Source organism: Pseudomonas sp. PvP089 (genome assembly GCF_017875165.1).
In the GTDB taxonomy this organism is placed as follows: domain Bacteria; phylum Pseudomonadota; class Gammaproteobacteria; order Pseudomonadales; family Pseudomonadaceae; genus Aquipseudomonas; species Aquipseudomonas fortuita.
The window spans coordinates 4917979-4934220 of sequence record NZ_JAGGME010000001.1 but is presented as its reverse complement, the minus strand read 5'-3'; the positions used below and the strand labels follow the sequence as shown (position 1 = coordinate 4934220).

The following is a 16242-nucleotide window of genomic DNA, read 5'->3' as shown; positions in this document are numbered from 1 at the left end:
GACCAAGGTCGCCCCGTTTGCCTGTGTAGGCGCGGGCTTGCCCGCGATGCAGGCGCCACCGATCCTGCATGGAATGTGGCCACCGAATTATGATTTTGTTCTATTTGGCAGAGCGAGAGTGGATGTGAGCAAACGAGCCTTTAACTTCTGCGCAGGCCCTGCCGCGCTTCCTGATGCTGTGTTGCAGCGCGCCCAGGCCGAGATGCTGGACTGGCGCGGCAAGGGCTTGTCGGTGATGGAAATGAGCCATCGCAGCGACGACTACGTGGCCATCGCCGAAAAGGCCGAGCAGGACCTGCGCGACCTGCTGTCCGTCCCCTCCAACTACAAGGTGCTGTTCCTGCAGGGCGGCGCCAGCCAGCAGTTCGCCGAAATTCCGCTGAACCTGCTGCCGGAAAACGGCACTGCCGACTACATCGAAACCGGTATCTGGTCGAAAAAGGCCATCGAAGAAGCGCGCCGCTTCGGCCACATCAACGTCGCCGCCAGTGCCAAGCCTTACGACTACCTGAGCATCCCTGGCCAGAACGACTGGAATCTGACCAAAAACGCCGCCTATGTGCACTATGCGTCCAACGAGACCATTGGTGGTCTGCAGTTTGACTGGGTGCCGCAGACTGGTGATGTGCCGCTGGTGGTCGACATGTCCTCCGACATTCTCTCACGCCCCATCGACGTGTCGCAGTTCGGCCTGATCTACGCCGGCGCGCAGAAGAACATCGGCCCCAGCGGCCTGGTGGTGGTCATCGTGCGCGAAGACCTGCTGGGCCATGCCCGCAGCAGCTGCCCGACCATGCTCGACTACAAGGTCTCGGCTGACAACGGCTCGATGTACAACACCCCGGCCACTTATTCCTGGTACCTCTCGGGCCTGGTCTTCGAGTGGTTGAAGGAGCAGGGTGGCGTCGACGCCATGGAACAGCGCAACCGCGCCAAGAAAGACCGCCTGTACGGCTTCATCGACAACAGCGATTTCTACACCAACCCGATCAGCGTCAACGCCCGTTCGTGGATGAACGTGCCGTTCCGCCTGGCTGACGAGCGCCTGGACAAGGCCTTCCTCGCCGGCGCCGATGCCCGTGGCCTGCTCAATCTCAAGGGCCACCGTTCGGTGGGCGGTATGCGCGCTTCCATCTACAACGCCCTGGGCCTTGAGGCTGTGGAAGCCTTGGTTGGCTACATGGCCGAATTCGAGAAGGAGCACGGCTGATGTCCGAACAGGAACTCAAGGCGCTGCGCGTACGCATCGACAGCCTCGACGAGAAGATTCTCGAGCTGATCAGCGACCGTGCCCGTTGCGCTGAAGAAGTCGCCCGGGTCAAGACCGCCTCGCTGAAAGAAGGCGAGAAGCCGGTGTTCTACCGTCCCGAACGTGAGGCTGCAGTGCTCAAGCGCGTGATGGAGCGCAACAAGGGGCCCCTGGGCAACGAAGAGATGGCGCGTTTGTTCCGCGAAATCATGTCGTCGTGCCTGGCCCTTGAAGAGCCGCTGAAAATCGCCTATCTCGGCCCAGAGGGTACCTTCACCCAGGCCGCAGCCATGAAGCACTTCGGTCACGCGGTGATCAGCCGGCCAATGGCCGCTATCGACGAAGTGTTCCGCGAAGTGGCGGCCGGTGCCGTCAACTTTGGCGTGGTGCCGGTGGAAAACTCCACCGAAGGTGCTGTCAGCCACACGCTGGACAGCTTCCTTGAGCACGACATGGTGATTTGCGGTGAAGTCGAGCTGCGCATCCACCATCATCTGCTGGTAGGCGAAAACACCAAGACCGACAGCATCACCCGCATCTACTCCCATGCCCAGTCGCTGGCCCAGTGCCGCAAGTGGCTGGACGCCCACTACCCGAACGTGGAGCGCGTGGCCGTGTCGAGCAATGCCGAGGCGGCCAAGCGGGTCAAGGGTGAGTGGAACTCGGCGGCGATCGCCGGTGACATGGCGGCCAACCTGTATGGTTTGACCCGCCTGGCCGAAAAGATTGAAGACCGCCCGGACAACTCCACGCGCTTCCTGATGATCGGCAGCCAGGAAGTGCCGCCGACTGGCGATGACAAGACCTCGATCATTGTCTCGATGAGCAACAAGCCAGGTGCCTTGCACGAGTTGCTGGTGCCGTTCCACCAGAACGGTATCGACCTGACCCGCATCGAGACCCGCCCGTCGCGCAGTGGCAAGTGGACCTACGTGTTCTTCATCGACTTCGTTGGCCACCACCGCGACCCGCTGATCAAGGCGGTGCTCGAGCAGATCAGCCAGGAGGCGGTGGCGCTGAAGGTGCTGGGCTCTTATCCGAAGGCGGTGCTTTGATTCAAGGCCCTTGGGGCTGCTTTGCAGCCCTTTCGCGGCACAAGGCCGCTCCTGCAGGGTCCTTGTAGGAGCGGCCTTGTGCCGCGAAAGGGTCGCGAAGCGGCCCCGTAGGGTCCAGCAGGCTGTCCAGATTTCAGAACAGGGTTCGCACCAGTGGTAAAAGCAGCAAAAACCAAACCTGAGCCGATCATCAACCGCCTGGTCGTGGTCGGCCTCGGCCTGATCGGTGGTTCGTTCGCCAAGGGCCTGCGTGAAAGCGGCCTGTGCCGCGAAGTGGTCGGTGTCGACCTGGACGCGCCTTCGCGCAAGCAGGCCGTGGCCCTGGGCGTGGTCGACCGCTGCGAAGAAGACCTCGCCGCAGCCTGTGTTGGTGCCGATGTCATCCAGCTGGCCGTACCCATCCTGGCCATGGAAAAAGTCCTGGCCGTCCTGGCCCGGCTCGATCTGGGCGATGCGATCATTACCGATGTTGGCAGTGCCAAGGGTAATGTCGTCCGTGAGGCGCGTTTGGTCTTCGGCCAGCGGCTGCCACGCTTCGTCCCCGGCCACCCCATCGCCGGTTCCGAGCAAAGCGGCGTGGAGGCTTCCAGCGCCGCCCTGTTCCGTCGGCACAAGGTGATTTTGACGCCGCTGGCCGAAACCGACCCGGCCGCGCTGGCCTTGGTCGACCGGCTGTGGCGTGCGCTGGATGCCGACGTGGAGCACATGTCGGTCGAGCGCCATGACGAGGTGCTGGCAGCCACCAGTCACTTGCCGCACCTGCTGGCCTTTGGTTTGGTCGATTCGCTGGCCAAGCGCAATGAAAACCTCGAGATCTTCCGGTACGCTGCGGGAGGCTTCCGCGATTTCACAAGAATCGCCGGCAGCGACCCGACCATGTGGCATGACATCTTCCTCGCCAACCGCGACGCTGTCCTGCGCACACTCGATACATATCGCAGCGATCTCGACGCCTTGCGCGACGCGATCGCTGAAGGGGACGGGCACCAGTTGCTGGGTGTATTCACCCGTGCACGGGTTGCCCGCGAGCATTTTAGTAAAATCCTGGCCCGCCGGGCCTATGTGGACGCTATGAACGCCAACGATCTGATTTTCCTGGCCCAACCGGGTGGCCGCCTGTCCGGGCGAATCCGCGTACCGGGCGACAAGTCGATTTCCCACCGCTCGATCATGCTCGGCTCGCTGGCCGAAGGCACCACCGAAGTCGAAGGCTTCCTCGAAGGTGAAGACGCACTGGCGACTCTGCAGGCATTCCGGGACATGGGTGTGGTCATCGAAGGCCCCAACCACGGTCGCGTCACCATTCATGGTGTAGGCCTGCACGGCCTGAAGCCGCCGCCCGGGCCGCTGTATGTGGGCAACTCCGGCACCTCGATGCGCCTGCTGTCGGGCCTGTTGGCCGGCCAGTCGTTCGACGTAACCATGACTGGCGACGCTTCGCTGTCCAAGCGCCCGATGAATCGCGTGGCCAACCCGCTGCGTGAAATGGGGGCTGTGGTCGAGACCGGCCCGGAAGGGCGCCCGCCGCTGACCATCCGCGGTGGCCACAAGCTCAAAGGGTTGACCTACACGCTGCCAATGGCCAGCGCCCAGGTCAAATCCTGCCTGCTGCTGGCTGGACTGTACGCTGAAGGCAAGACCACTGTCACCGAGCCTGCGCCTACCCGTGATCACACCGAGCGCATGCTGCGTGGCTTTGGCTACACAGTCGAAAGCAACGGCCCGGTAGCTTCGCTGCAGTCCGGTGGCAAGCTGACCGCTACCCGCATCGAAGTACCGGCCGACATTTCTTCGGCAGCGTTCTTCCTGGTCGCGGCCTCCATCGCCGAAGGTTCCGAGCTGGTGCTGGAACACGTTGGCATCAACCCGACCCGTACCGGTGTCATCGATATCCTGCGCCTGATGGGGGGCGACATCACCCTGGAGAACCAGCGTGAAGTCGGCGGCGAACCAGTGGCCGACCTGCGCGTACGCGGTGCCAGGCTGAAAGGTATCGACATCCCCGAAGAGCTGGTGCCGCTGGCCATCGACGAATTCCCGGTACTGTTCGTGGCTGCCGCCTGCGCCGAAGGGCGTACCGTGCTGCGTGGCGCAGAAGAGCTGCGGGTGAAAGAGTCCGACCGTATCCAGGTCATGGCTGACGGCCTGATTACCTTGGGCATCAAGTGCGAGCCGACCCCGGACGGCATCATCATCGAGGGTGGCCAGTTGGGTGGTGGTGAAGTGCATGGCCACGGTGACCACCGTATTGCCATGGCCTTCAGCGTCGCTTCGTTGCGCGCCAGCGCGCCCATCCGCATCCACGATTGTGCCAACGTCGCCACCTCGTTCCCCAACTTCCTGGCGCTGTGCGCCGAAGTGGGTATCCGCGTGGCGGAAGAGGGCAAGTCGTGAATTCGCTGGTACCGGTCATCACCATCGACGGGCCAAGCGGCTCGGGCAAGGGCACGGTCGCCGGCCTGCTGGCCCGCGAGCTGGGCTGGAAGCTGCTGGACTCCGGCGCGCTGTACCGCTTGCTGGCGTTCAACGCCAGCAATCATGGCGTCGATCTGACCAACGAAGAGCTGCTGACCCGGCTTGCCGCCCATCTGGATGTGCAGTTCATCGCAGCCCAGCCCGGTAAGCTGCAACAGATCATCCTCGAGGGTGAGGACGTCAGTAACGTCATCCGCACCGAAACCGTTGGCGCGGGCGCGTCGATGGTCGCCTCGCTGCCGGCAGTGCGTGATGCGCTGCTGGTGCGTCAGCGTGAATTTCGCGATATGCCGGGGTTGATCGCCGATGGTCGCGACATGGGTACCGTGGTGTTCCCCGACGCGCCGTTGAAGGTCTTCCTCACTGCCAGCGCAGAGGAGCGGGCACGTCGCCGCTACCTGCAGTTGAAGGGCAAGGGTGAAGATGTTAGTCTGTCGAGTCTGCTGGATGAGATTCGTGCGCGCGATGAGCGCGACACCCAACGTGCAGTGGCCCCGCTGAAGCCGGCGGCCGATGCCATTCAGTTGGACTCTACCGAGTTGTCCATCGAGCAGGTGTTGCAACGTATCAGAAGCGAGATCGCCCAGCGCGACCTCATCTGATCGCCAGGAAAGCAGGCAGGGGCACCAGTCAACGTCCTGCCGGCTTTCCTTTACTTAAAACGAACCCACATTGTCTGGAATGTGGTTATGGGCGTTTGTTTCGCCCGAATCTACAGGAATTAAAATGAGCGAAAGCTTTGCAGAACTCTTTGAAGAAAGCCTGAAAACCCTCAATCTTCAGCCGGGTGCGATCATCACCGGTATCGTTGTCGACATCGACGGCGACTGGGTTACCGTACACGCTGGCCTGAAGTCCGAGGGCGTCATCCCGCTCGAGCAGTTCTACAACGAAGCTGGCGAGCTGACCATCAAGGTCGGTGACGAAGTTCACGTTGCGCTGGACGCGGTCGAAGACGGCTTTGGCGAAACCAAACTGTCCCGTGAAAAAGCCAAGCGCGCCGAGTGCTGGATTGTTCTGGAAGCAGCTTTCGCCGCCGAAGAAGTGGTCAAGGGCGTTATCAACGGTAAGGTTAAAGGCGGCTTCACTGTCGACGTTAACGGCATCCGTGCGTTCCTGCCGGGCTCCCTGGTTGATGTCCGCCCTGTGCGCGACACCACCCACCTGGAAGGCAAAGAGCTGGAATTCAAGGTCATCAAGCTGGACCAGAAGCGCAACAACGTTGTTGTTTCGCGTCGCAGCGTGCTGGAAGCCGAGAACAGCGCCGAGCGCGAAGCCCTGCTGGAAACCCTGCAGGAAGGCCAGCAAGTCAAAGGTATCGTCAAGAACCTCACCGACTACGGCGCATTCGTGGACCTGGGCGGTATCGACGGCCTGCTGCACATCACCGACATGGCTTGGAAGCGCATCAAGCACCCTTCGGAAATCGTTAACGTTGGCGACGAAGTCGACGTACGCGTTCTGAAGTTCGACCGCGAGCGCAACCGCGTTTCGCTGGGTCTGAAGCAGATGGGCGAAGATCCGTGGGTAGCTATCACTGCCCGTTACCCAGAAGGTACTCGCGTACAAGCTCGCGTTACCAACCTGACCGACTACGGCTGCTTCGCTGAGCTGGAAGAAGGCGTTGAAGGTCTGGTACACGTTTCCGAAATGGACTGGACCAACAAGAACATCCACCCGTCGAAAGTCGTTCAGGTTGGCGACGAAGTGGAAGTCATGGTTCTGGACATCGACGAAGAGCGTCGTCGTATCTCCCTGGGCATCAAACAGTGCAAGTCCAACCCATGGGAAGACTTCTCCGGCCAGTTCAACAAGGGTGACAAGATCACCGGTACCATCAAGTCGATCACCGACTTCGGTATCTTCATCGGCCTGGACGGCGGCATCGACGGTCTGGTTCACCTGTCCGACATTTCCTGGAACGAAACCGGCGAAGAAGCCGTACGTCGTTTCAAGAAGGGCGACGAGCTGGAAACCGTCATCCTGTCGGTCGACCCAGAGCGCGAGCGCATCTCCCTGGGCATCAAGCAGCTGGAAGACGATCCGTTCTCCAACTTCGTTGCTGTCAATGACAAGGGCGCTATCGTCAAGGGCATCGTGAAAGAAGTTGACGCCAAAGGCGCCATCGTCACCCTGGCCGACGACATCGAAGCTACTCTGAAAGCTTCCGAAATCAGCCGTGACCGCGTTGAAGACGCGCGTAACGTTCTGAAGGAAGGCGAAGAGATCGAAGCCAAGATCATCAGCGTTGACCGCAAGTCCCGCGTTATCAGCCTGTCGATCAAATCGAAAGACGACGCTGAAGAGCGCGAAGCTATCCAGAGCCTGAAAAACGCTCCGGAAGCTGCTGCCGACACCACCATGGCTGCGCTGCTGCGCGAAGCAATGGCCAAACAGAACTGAGTTCTGTTTGATCGGTAAAAAGGGCGACCCTCGGGTCGCCCTTTTTTTTAAGTTGAAAATGCGTTTGAGTGGTGAGGGTTCGCCGTGGCATTTTCAGCGCCTATAAGATCGAGCGCCACCGCAAATCCACCGCCGGACACCTACACGCCTCCCGCCCTCTAGACCATTCTTGCAAAACTTCAATCTTGAATTTTTTTATTAAGTCAAGAACCACCCTGTTCAAATCCCTCCCAGCGTGCTACAAACTGGTTAAGCAATGATCTAGCTGCTTGATAACGAAGGGAAAAATATGACGAAGTCGGAGCTGATCGAACGTATTGTCACCCATCAGGGCCTGCTCTCGCCCAAGGACGTGGAGCTGGCCATCAAGACCATGCTTGAGCAGATGTCTCAATGCCTTGCCACTGGCGATCGCATCGAAATTCGCGGTTTTGGCAGCTTCTCGCTGCACTATCGCGCCCCGCGCGTTGGCCGTAACCCCAAGACCGGTCAGTCGGTCAGCCTCGATGGCAAGTTTGTGCCGCACTTCAAGCCCGGTAAAGAGCTGCGCGACCGGGTCAACGAAGATGACGAGGCTGAAGCCTGAGCACTCAAGGAGCAATCTGATGCGTAACCTCAAGCGCGCCCTGGCGGCGGTGTTCGTGCTGCTGTTGGCGGCCGTGGTGCTGTTCTTCGTGCTGGAGAACCAGCAAGCCGTGTCGCTGGTTCTGTTCGGCTGGGCTGCGCCGGAAATGCCGGTTGCCGTACTTGTGCTGGCAGCACTGGTCATTGGCCTGGCAGTCGGGCCCTTGCTGGGCGCCTATGGCGTGCAGCGCAGCAAGCGCAAGATCAGGGAGTCTGCCCGTCAGGCGGCACTCAACAGCAACTAAGGAAATTTCCTACATCCTCTTAGGAAAGTCTCACCTATGCATGCACCTGCCCTCATGGAGTAATAGCCCACTTCATTTTCGGCCCCGGCGAGTGTGTGCAGCATGGAATATCCCAGCCTTTCCCATCACGGTGGTACCCGCGGCGTTACCGGGTCTTGCCACCAGTTGCACCTTGACCCGTCCACCAGTCTGCTGATCGATTGCGGGCTTGAGCAGGGGAGCGAGGCTGCGACGGGTGCGGAAAGCGCGGCACTCGGCTTCGGCATACTGGGCATTCAGGCCCTGGTCATCACCCATGTTCATCTTGACCACGTTGGCCGCATTCCCGCGCTGCTGGCCGCCGGCTATCGTGGCCCCATCCTGTGCAGTGAACCTTCTGCCCGGCTGCTGCCCCTTGTACTGGAAGATGCCTACAAACTAAGCATCAGCAGCGAGCCTGCGCAGGTAGCCCGGTATATCGAATTCATCCGTGACCTTATCGTGCCGCTGCCTTTTGAGCAGTGGCACGCGGTGGTCGAGGGCCCTGGTCTGGCTTGTCGTATTCGCCTGCAGCGCGCCGGGCATTTGTTGGGTTCGGCTTATGTCGAGTGCGACATGCAGCATGGTCAGGCCAATAGCCGCTATGTGTTTTCCGGCGACCTGGGTGCGTGTGGCAACCCGTTGCTGCGCCCGGTGCAGCCGCCGGAGCGTGCTGATGTGCTCGTGCTGGAAAGTACCTATGGCGACCGCCTGCATGCCCAGGCCGGCGACCGCAGGCAACGGCTGGAAGACGCCATCGATCGCGCCCTGGCTGACAAAGGCACCATCCTCATCCCGGCGTTTAGCCTGGGCCGCACCCAGGAACTGCTGTACGAGCTGGAAGACATCCTCCATCGCAAGGCTTTATTGGGCGGCGCTGATCCCGGGCCTGATGGCGACCCGCTCGACTGGTCGCAATTGCCCATCATCCTCGACTCGCCCTTGGCTCAGCGCATCACCAGCGTGTACCGGGAACTGCACGACTACTGGAATGCCGAGGCTAGGGCGCGACTTGCCAAGGGGCGAGACCCACTGGATTTCAGCCAGTTGATCAGCGTGGATACCCATGCCCGGCATCAGCAGGTGGTCAATTACCTCAAAAGCACCGGGCGACCGGCGATCGTGATAGCAGGCAATGGCATGTGCTCGGGTGGGCGCATCGTCAATTACCTCAAGGCTATGCTCGGGGATGCACGGCATGAGGTGATGTTTGTCGGCTATCAGGCCAAGGGTACGCCGGGGGCGGTGATACAGGCGAGTGAAGGGGCAGAAGGGTTTGTGCAGATTGACCTGGATGGGCGAATGCATGACCTGCGCGCCAAAGTGGTTACGCTCAGCGGCTATAGTGGCCATGCTGATCAAGCAGGGCTGGTTGACTTTGCTAGTGGTATGGATCAAGCGCCTGATACGGTTGTGCTGGTGCATGGAGAGCCCGCCGCCAAGGCCGCGCTTGTCGCTGCCCTGAGGGGGCGGATGAAAGCCAGAAAGTGGATGACTAGCATACGTGTTGCAATTTAAAGCCCTGTCCTAAGGGAACGATGTGCCAGCACGTTGTCTGATGCTCACTATTGTTTACATGAGCTGTCGGGAGCTGAGTGCTGCGATGAGTGGCATGCTGATTCACCCTGCGGCGCCTGCTGTCAGCCAGGCAGCTACGAATAGCAATCTCTGGTATCCTAAGGGTCGAAGCTTGCGTCTTGAGCCTATGGATAGCCAAGGATTACACACGCTGGGCGCGTAAATAAGCGTTGTCGTGAGCCATCGCGGCAGCGATCAAAAAAAGACTCATGCCGGCCTCTTGAGCTAATTCTAAGAGGCCTTAAGGATCCAAATATGGAATTGATCCCGGTTATTCTATCCGGTGGTGTTGGCAGCCGTTTGTGGCCAGTTTCTCGTGAGGCTCATCCGAAGCCGTTCATGTCTTTGCCTGATGGGCAGAACCTTATTCAAAAGACTTTCTTGCGCGCTGCGCGGCTGGAAGGTGTTGTTGAGGTGCTGACTGTCACCAATCGCGAATTGCTGTTCAAAACCGAAGACGAATACCGGACCATTAATACCAAGGGTCTCCCCCAGGGCTACATTCTTGAACCTGTCGGCCGAAACACCGCTGCTGCGGTAGCCGCGGCTGCCCTTAAGCTGCAAGCCTCGTATGGGCCTCAGGCGCTTATGCTGGTATTGGCGGCTGACCACCTTATCCAGAACGAAGCTGCTTTCTCCGAAGCTGTTCGCAAAGCCATACAGTTGGCCGAACAGGGGTGGTTGGTGACTTTCGGCATCAAGCCCCAGTACCCGGAAACAGGCTTCGGGTATATCGAAGCCACAGCTGAAGGTTTGCTGGAAGGCGGTTTGAAAGTTGAGCGTTTTGTTGAAAAACCTGACGCCAAAACTGCGGAGTCATATGTAGCGGCAGGCAACTACTTCTGGAACGCCGGGATGTTCTGTTTCCAAGTAGGCGCTGTGTTAGAAGAATTCAAGGAGCATGCGCCTGATGTGCTGGAGGCCGTTGCACTTACCTTGGAATCATCTCGCAGCTCCACGGCCAAGGACTACAGTTGCCTTGCCCTGGACGCCGATAGCTTTGCCAGCGTGCCGGACATCTCCATCGATTACGCCTTGATGGAGCGTTCGCGCAAGGTCGCGACCATTCCCTGCGATATTGGCTGGAGCGACATCGGGTCCTGGAACGCGGTCAGCGAGCTGACCCCGCCTGATGAGCATGGCAACCGTTTCGAAGGCGAGGTCATAGCCTACGAAGCGCATAACAACTATGTCAGCTCCGAGGATCGCCTGGCGGCACTGGTTGGTGTACAGGACCTGCTTGTGGTCGATACACCTGATGCATTCCTGATTGCCCACAAAGATCATGCCCAAGATGTGAAACACATCGTCAAGCGCCTGAAGAGTGACGGCCACGCCGCACACTTGTTGCATCAGACCGTTCATCGTCCGTGGGGTACCTACACCACCCTGGAGGATGGCGAACGTTTCAAGATCAAACGCATCGTAGTAAAGCCCAAGGCATCGCTGTCGCTGCAAATGCATCATCACCGCAGTGAACACTGGATCGTCGTCAGCGGCATGGCAGTGGTTGTCAATGACGACCAGGAATTGATGCTTAATACCAACGAGTCCACATTCATTCGTGCCGGCCACAAGCACCGTTTGCAAAACCCGGGTGTCATTGACTTGGTACTCATTGAAGTACAAAGCGGTGATTATCTCGGCGAAGACGATATCGTTCGCTTCGAAGACAACTACGGTCGTTGCGACGCCTGAATCCAGGTGGTCCGCAGGGTCGGCCGCTGCCCAACGAGGTACAGGGCCGGCCTGTGGTCGCAACCCGTTGTCGGCTGTTTGCTATCCCAGTTCTGATCGGTGACGCGCAGGTGTCACCGCACCAAGTGAGACCTATGTACCCACCTATCCAGACCCGTTGCTTCAAGGCCTATGACATTCGCGGCCAAGTGCCCGCTGACCTCAATGATGATGTGGCATATCGCATAGGCCGTGCCATCGTGGCCGAACTGGGTGGACGCACCTATGTAGTAGGGCGCGACATGCGTCTTGAAAGCCCGGGCCTGTCGTTAGCGCTCATGAAGGGGCTGACCCAGGGCGGGGTCAATGTGATCGACATCGGGCTGTGCGGTACTGAAGAAGTCTACTTCGCCACCAGCCATCATCAGGCCGACGGCGGCATCATGATCACTGCCAGCCATAACCCCAAGGGTTACAACGGCATGAAACTGGTGCGTGAACAATCCCGTCCCATCAGTGGCGACACCGGCTTGAACGATATCCGCCAGCGTGTCGAGGCGGGCGATCTTGGCCAGGTGGCAGCCATCCCGGGCAGCGTCAGTGAGGCTTTTGACAAAAGCGCCTATATCGACCACTTGCTCAGCTACATCGACGTGTCTGCCCTCAACCCTTTAACGGTACTGGCCGATCCGGGCAATGGCGCCGTCGGGCCAGTGCTTGAATTGCTCAGCGCTAAGTTGCCGCTGCACATGACCATTATCAATGGCCAGCCAGATGGGAATTTCCCCAATGGTATTCCCAACCCGCTTCTGCCAGAAAACCGTGAGCTTACCCGTCAGGCAGTAATTGATACCAACGCCGACATGGGGATTGCGTTTGATGGTGACTTTGATCGCTGCTTTTTCTTCGACAGCCACGGTCGTTTCATCGAAGGGTACTACGTGGTTGGCTTGCTCGCTGAAATGCTGCTGGCCAAGCACCCAGGCAGCAAGATCATTCACGATCCGCGGCTAACGTGGAACACCATCGAGCAGGTGCAAGCTGCCGGCGGCGTGGCGATCCAGAGCAAGACCGGGCATGCGTTCATCAAAGAACGCATGCGCGCAGAAGACGCCGTATACGGCGGGGAAATGAGCGCTCACCACTACTTCCGCGATTTTGCCTACTGCGACAGCGGCAATATCCCGTGGTTGCTTGTAGCGGCGTTGATGAGCGCCACCGGCAAGACATTGGCGCAACTGGTGGACGAGCGCATAGCCAGGTTCCCCTGCAGCGGCGAGATAAACTACGAGGTGGCTGACGTAAAGGCGACCATCGACAAAATCCTGGCGTTCTACCTGCCATATGAGCCCACCGTCGACCGCACTGACGGCATCAGCGTTGAGTTTGCCGACTGGCGTTTCAGCTTGCGCGGTTCCAACACCGAGCCGCTGCTGAGGCTTAACGTGGAGAGCCGTGGCGACGAGGCGCTGGTCGCTGAGCGTGTCGCAGAAATCGCCCGCCTGATTCAAGGATAATTATGTTTGGCATGTTTCGGGGCGTCTGGGATTACAGAGGCTTCATCCTCACGTCCATCAAGAACGAGTTCATTTCCCGGTTCGCACGCAGCAAGCTGGGTGGCTTGTGGATGATCATCCACCCCCTGGCCCAGGTTGCGATTTATGCGTTGATCCTGTCCAACGTATTGGGCGCGCGCCTGCCGGGCATCGATAACAAGTACGCCTACGCGTTGTACCTGATCGCCGGCATCCTGGCCTGGAACCTGTTCTCAGAAATTATCCAGCGCTGCCTTTCGGTGTTCATCGATCAGGGCAACCTGATGAAGAAGATGCGCTTCCCGCGCATCGCGCTCCCAGTGATCGTGGTGGGGTCGTGCTTACTCAATAATTTGCTGCTGTTTGTTGCAGTAATGATCGTGTTTGCCGTGCTAGGTCACGCCCCTGACGCACAGATGCTTTGGCTGATGCCCTTGACCCTGTTGGTGGTAGCACTGGCAGTTGGTATCGGCCTGGTGCTGGGTGTGCTGAACGTGTTCTTGCGGGATATCGGCCAGGTGGTACCTATCGTGATGCAGGTTTGGTTCTGGTTCACGCCCATTGTGTACTCGGTGAACATTGTGCCGGATTACCTGAAAGGCACTTTGGATGTTAACCCGATGTACCCCATCGTCACCGCCTATCACAATGTGCTGGTTTACAAGCAGGCGCCTGAAGTTGCCCAGCTCGGGGTGGTGCTCGCCATTGCCGTGGGTTTGATGGTGGCTGGCCTGTTCCTGTTCCGCCGTGCCTCTGCCGAAATGGTGGACTCCCTATGACCCTGTTGGCCGTCAACAACGTAGGCAAGGCCTACCGCAGCTACCGTTCTGAATGGCAGCGCATCGCTCGCTGGTTCTACCTGCCGGTCAAGGCCAGTAGCGAGCATTGGGTGCTCAGGCACATCAGCTTCAACATTCAGGCCGGTGAAGCCATAGGCCTGGTGGGTCAGAACGGCGCTGGCAAATCGACCTTGTTGAAGATGATTACCGGCACCTTGCAGCCCACCGAAGGCAAGGTTCACGTCAATGGTCGCATCGCTGCCATCCTTGAACTGGGCATGGGCTTCAATGGTGAGCTGACCGGCCGGCAGAATGCCTATCATGCCGCCGGGTTGATGGGCTTCACCACCGCGCAGATCGACGCGGTAATTGATGATATCGAGGCATTTGCGGAAATCGGTGAGTATTTCGACCAGGCCGTGCGCACCTATTCCAGTGGCATGCAGATGCGGGTGGCATTCGCGGTGGCCACCGCCTTCCGCCCCGAGATCCTGATCATTGATGAAGCCTTGTCGGTAGGCGACAGCTACTTCCAGCACAAGAGCTTTGGCCGTATCAAGGAATTCCAGAAAGCCGGCACCACATTGCTGATCGTCTCCCACGACCGTGGTTCGATCCAGGCCCTCTGCAATCGCGCGATCCTGTTGGACGGCGGTACGGTGATCAAAGATGGCCCACCCGAGGAGGTGATGGACTATTACAACGCTATCATCGCCCAAAAGGAGAACGCCACCGTCGAGGTCCAGACCTTGTCCGATGGTACCCGGCAGACCCGATCTGGCAGCGGCAAGGCGAGCATCGAGACGGTAGCGCTGCATAATGCTGAAGGTGCGCCGGTCGAGTACGTCTCGGTGGGCGAAGATGTTTGCTTGAATATTCAAGTCAGGGTCAATGCGCCACTGCCCGAGTTGGTAGTGGGCTACGTGATCAAGGACCGCCTCGGCCAGGACGTGTTCGGCACCAATACCCATCACCTGCAATGCATTCGCACGAATTTGGCCGAAGGTGCATTGCTGAAGTACAGTTTCCGCTTTCCTGCAAACCTGGGCGTTGGCTCATATTCAGTGGCCATCGCGCTGCATGCGAGCGACACCCATATTGCCGATAACTATGAGTGGCGTGACCTGGCGTTGGTCTTCAACGTAGTGAACATGTCCGAACGAACCTTCGTAGGCCTGGCGTGGATCCCGCCGACCGTGGAGTGCAATTGATGAATGCTGGTTTCTACCGGGCTTTCGAAGACCGCTATCGCGGGTCGAGGGAGCTCATCACCCAGCGGCTTGAAGCGTACTTGCCGTTTCTGCAACCTCTGAAGCAAATCTACACCGACTGCCCGGTATTCGACATTGGCTGCGGCCGTGGCGAATGGCTTGAGTTGATGCGTCGCGAAGGCTTCGAGCCGATGGGCGTCGACCTGGATGACGGCATGCTGGAGGCCTGCCAGGCGCTGGGCCTGCCTGCGCAAAAAGGCGATGCGTTGCAGGCCCTGCAAGCGTTGCCAGATGCCAGCCAGGTGGTTGTGAGTGGCTTCCATATCGCCGAGCATGTGCCATTCCCGGTGCTGGGTGAGTTGGTCACCGAGGCGCTGCGCGTATTGCGCCCGGGCGGAATGTTGATTCTGGAAACCCCCAACGCCGAAAACGTCATGGTGGGTACCAACAATTTCTATCTGGACCCGACCCACGATCAGCCAATCCCGAATTTGCTGATGTCGTTCCTCACCGAGCACACCGGCTTTGCCCGTTCCAAGGTGGTACGCCTCCAGGAAGCGCCCTCATTGCATGATGAGCAGGTCAAGGTAGGGGTGCGCGAAGTGCTGTCCGGTGCCAGCCCCGACTATGCTGTGGTGGCCCAGAAGCAAGCCGACGCCCACCAGCTGGAAATGTTCGAGGCGGTGTTCGAAGCGTCATACGGTTTGTCGCTTGACGACATGGCAGTGCGCTATGACCAGGCCATCGAGCGTCGTCTGGGGCAGTTGGAGAGCAGTGTTGAGGCGGTGCGGGCTACCTTTTTCGAACCCGCCGAGTTCCAGCGGCTGATGGCCGAGGTCAGCCAGCAGCAAACCCAGCAGTTAATGGCGCTCAAGGACAGTTACGAAGCCACTACCGAAGCCTTGCACCGCCAATGCGGTGCGTTGCAGGAGGCCCTGAACCAGGCTCAGGCTCAGGCTGAGGCCATGGCCCAGGAACGCAAGGCGGCACTGGAGAACTGCCATTGGCAGCACATGCGTGCCCAGGGTGCGGAGCAGCAAGTTGAGGCCATGCGTAGCAGTACATCTTGGCGTATTACCGGCCCACTGCGGGTGACTGGGCGGGTCGTGCTGTGGCCGGCTCGCCATGGCAAGACGTGGCTGCGGCTTAAACTGCGCTACGCGGCGCCGCACGCCCGCCTGTGGGTGGCACGCCGCCCGGCGGTGCGGCGTCTGGCACTTGCCGTGTTGAACCGAAGCCCCTGGCTGAGTGCCAAACTACGCAACTTGTTAGCTCCGGATCCGGCCAGTGTGGTCGTTGACCCGCAGCATGGCGTGATCGATCACGCCCCTCTGACACCGCGAGGCCGCGCTATCGAAAGCGCCCTCCACGCAGCAATGAAGAAGAGCTGATA

13 protein-coding genes are annotated in these 16242 nt (G+C 59.5%); all 13 read left to right on the top strand.

Annotated features, from left to right (window positions below):
- Window positions 1-124 precede the first annotated feature (124 nt).
- The 13 genes from serC (at window position 125) to J3A71_RS22430 (ending at window position 16240) form a co-directional block, all read left to right on the top strand.
- On the top strand, window positions 125-1210 hold the full coding sequence (gene serC, locus J3A71_RS22490; RefSeq protein WP_024717769.1) for a 3-phosphoserine/phosphohydroxythreonine transaminase: 1086 nt from the start codon (window positions 125-127) through the stop codon (window positions 1208-1210).
- Window positions 1210-2304 carry a prephenate dehydratase gene (pheA, locus tag J3A71_RS22485; protein WP_016485356.1) on the top strand — a complete coding sequence of 365 codons (1095 nt, stop codon included), beginning with the start codon at window positions 1210-1212 and terminating at the stop codon, window positions 2302-2304. The genes serC and pheA overlap by 1 nt, the downstream gene beginning before the upstream one ends.
- A gap of 153 nt (window positions 2305-2457) precedes the next feature.
- A complete protein-coding gene (locus tag J3A71_RS22480) occupies window positions 2458-4698 on the top strand; it encodes a bifunctional prephenate dehydrogenase/3-phosphoshikimate 1-carboxyvinyltransferase (protein WP_209953292.1) in 2241 nt (746 codons plus the stop codon).
- Entirely contained in the window at window positions 4695-5381 is a 687-nt protein-coding gene (gene cmk / locus J3A71_RS22475; protein ID WP_016485358.1) for a (d)CMP kinase, read from the top strand. The genes J3A71_RS22480 and cmk overlap by 4 nt, the downstream gene beginning before the upstream one ends.
- 124 nt (window positions 5382-5505) lie before the next feature.
- On the top strand, window positions 5506-7182 hold the full coding sequence (gene rpsA, locus J3A71_RS22470) for a 30S ribosomal protein S1 (protein WP_003252673.1): 1677 nt from the start codon (window positions 5506-5508) through the stop codon (window positions 7180-7182).
- Between the two features lie 289 nt (window positions 7183-7471).
- Window positions 7472-7768, top strand: a complete 297-nt coding sequence (gene ihfB / locus J3A71_RS22465) for an integration host factor subunit beta (protein WP_016485359.1) — start codon at window positions 7472-7474, stop codon at window positions 7766-7768.
- Between the two features lie 19 nt (window positions 7769-7787).
- Window positions 7788-8051: a lipopolysaccharide assembly protein LapA domain-containing protein gene (locus J3A71_RS22460; RefSeq protein ID WP_016485360.1), complete on the top strand. Its 264-nt coding sequence runs from the start codon at window positions 7788-7790 to the stop codon at window positions 8049-8051.
- A 102-nt stretch (window positions 8052-8153) separates the two neighbouring features.
- On the top strand, window positions 8154-9587 hold the full coding sequence (locus tag J3A71_RS22455; RefSeq protein ID WP_209953289.1) for an MBL fold metallo-hydrolase: 1434 nt from the start codon (window positions 8154-8156) through the stop codon (window positions 9585-9587).
- 315 nt (window positions 9588-9902) lie between these two features.
- Complete coding sequence (locus J3A71_RS22450; RefSeq protein ID WP_209953287.1) at window positions 9903-11345, top strand: mannose-1-phosphate guanylyltransferase/mannose-6-phosphate isomerase; 1443 nt, start codon at window positions 9903-9905, stop codon at window positions 11343-11345.
- A 134-nt stretch (window positions 11346-11479) separates the two neighbouring features.
- Window positions 11480-12841 (top strand): phosphomannomutase/phosphoglucomutase, encoded by a 1362-nt coding sequence (locus J3A71_RS22445; protein WP_016485363.1) that lies wholly within the window; start codon window positions 11480-11482, stop codon window positions 12839-12841.
- Between the two features lie 2 nt (window positions 12842-12843).
- Window positions 12844-13638 carry an ABC transporter permease gene (locus tag J3A71_RS22440; protein ID WP_016485364.1) on the top strand — a complete coding sequence of 265 codons (795 nt, stop codon included), beginning with the start codon at window positions 12844-12846 and terminating at the stop codon, window positions 13636-13638.
- A complete protein-coding gene (locus tag J3A71_RS22435) occupies window positions 13635-14849 on the top strand; it encodes an ABC transporter ATP-binding protein (protein ID WP_016485365.1) in 1215 nt (404 codons plus the stop codon). Before J3A71_RS22440 ends, J3A71_RS22435 begins: the two co-directional genes overlap by 4 nt.
- A complete protein-coding gene (locus J3A71_RS22430) occupies window positions 14849-16240 on the top strand; it encodes a class I SAM-dependent methyltransferase (RefSeq protein ID WP_016485366.1) in 1392 nt (463 codons plus the stop codon). Before J3A71_RS22435 ends, J3A71_RS22430 begins: the two co-directional genes overlap by 1 nt.
- The last annotated feature ends 2 nt before the right edge of the window (window positions 16241-16242 follow it).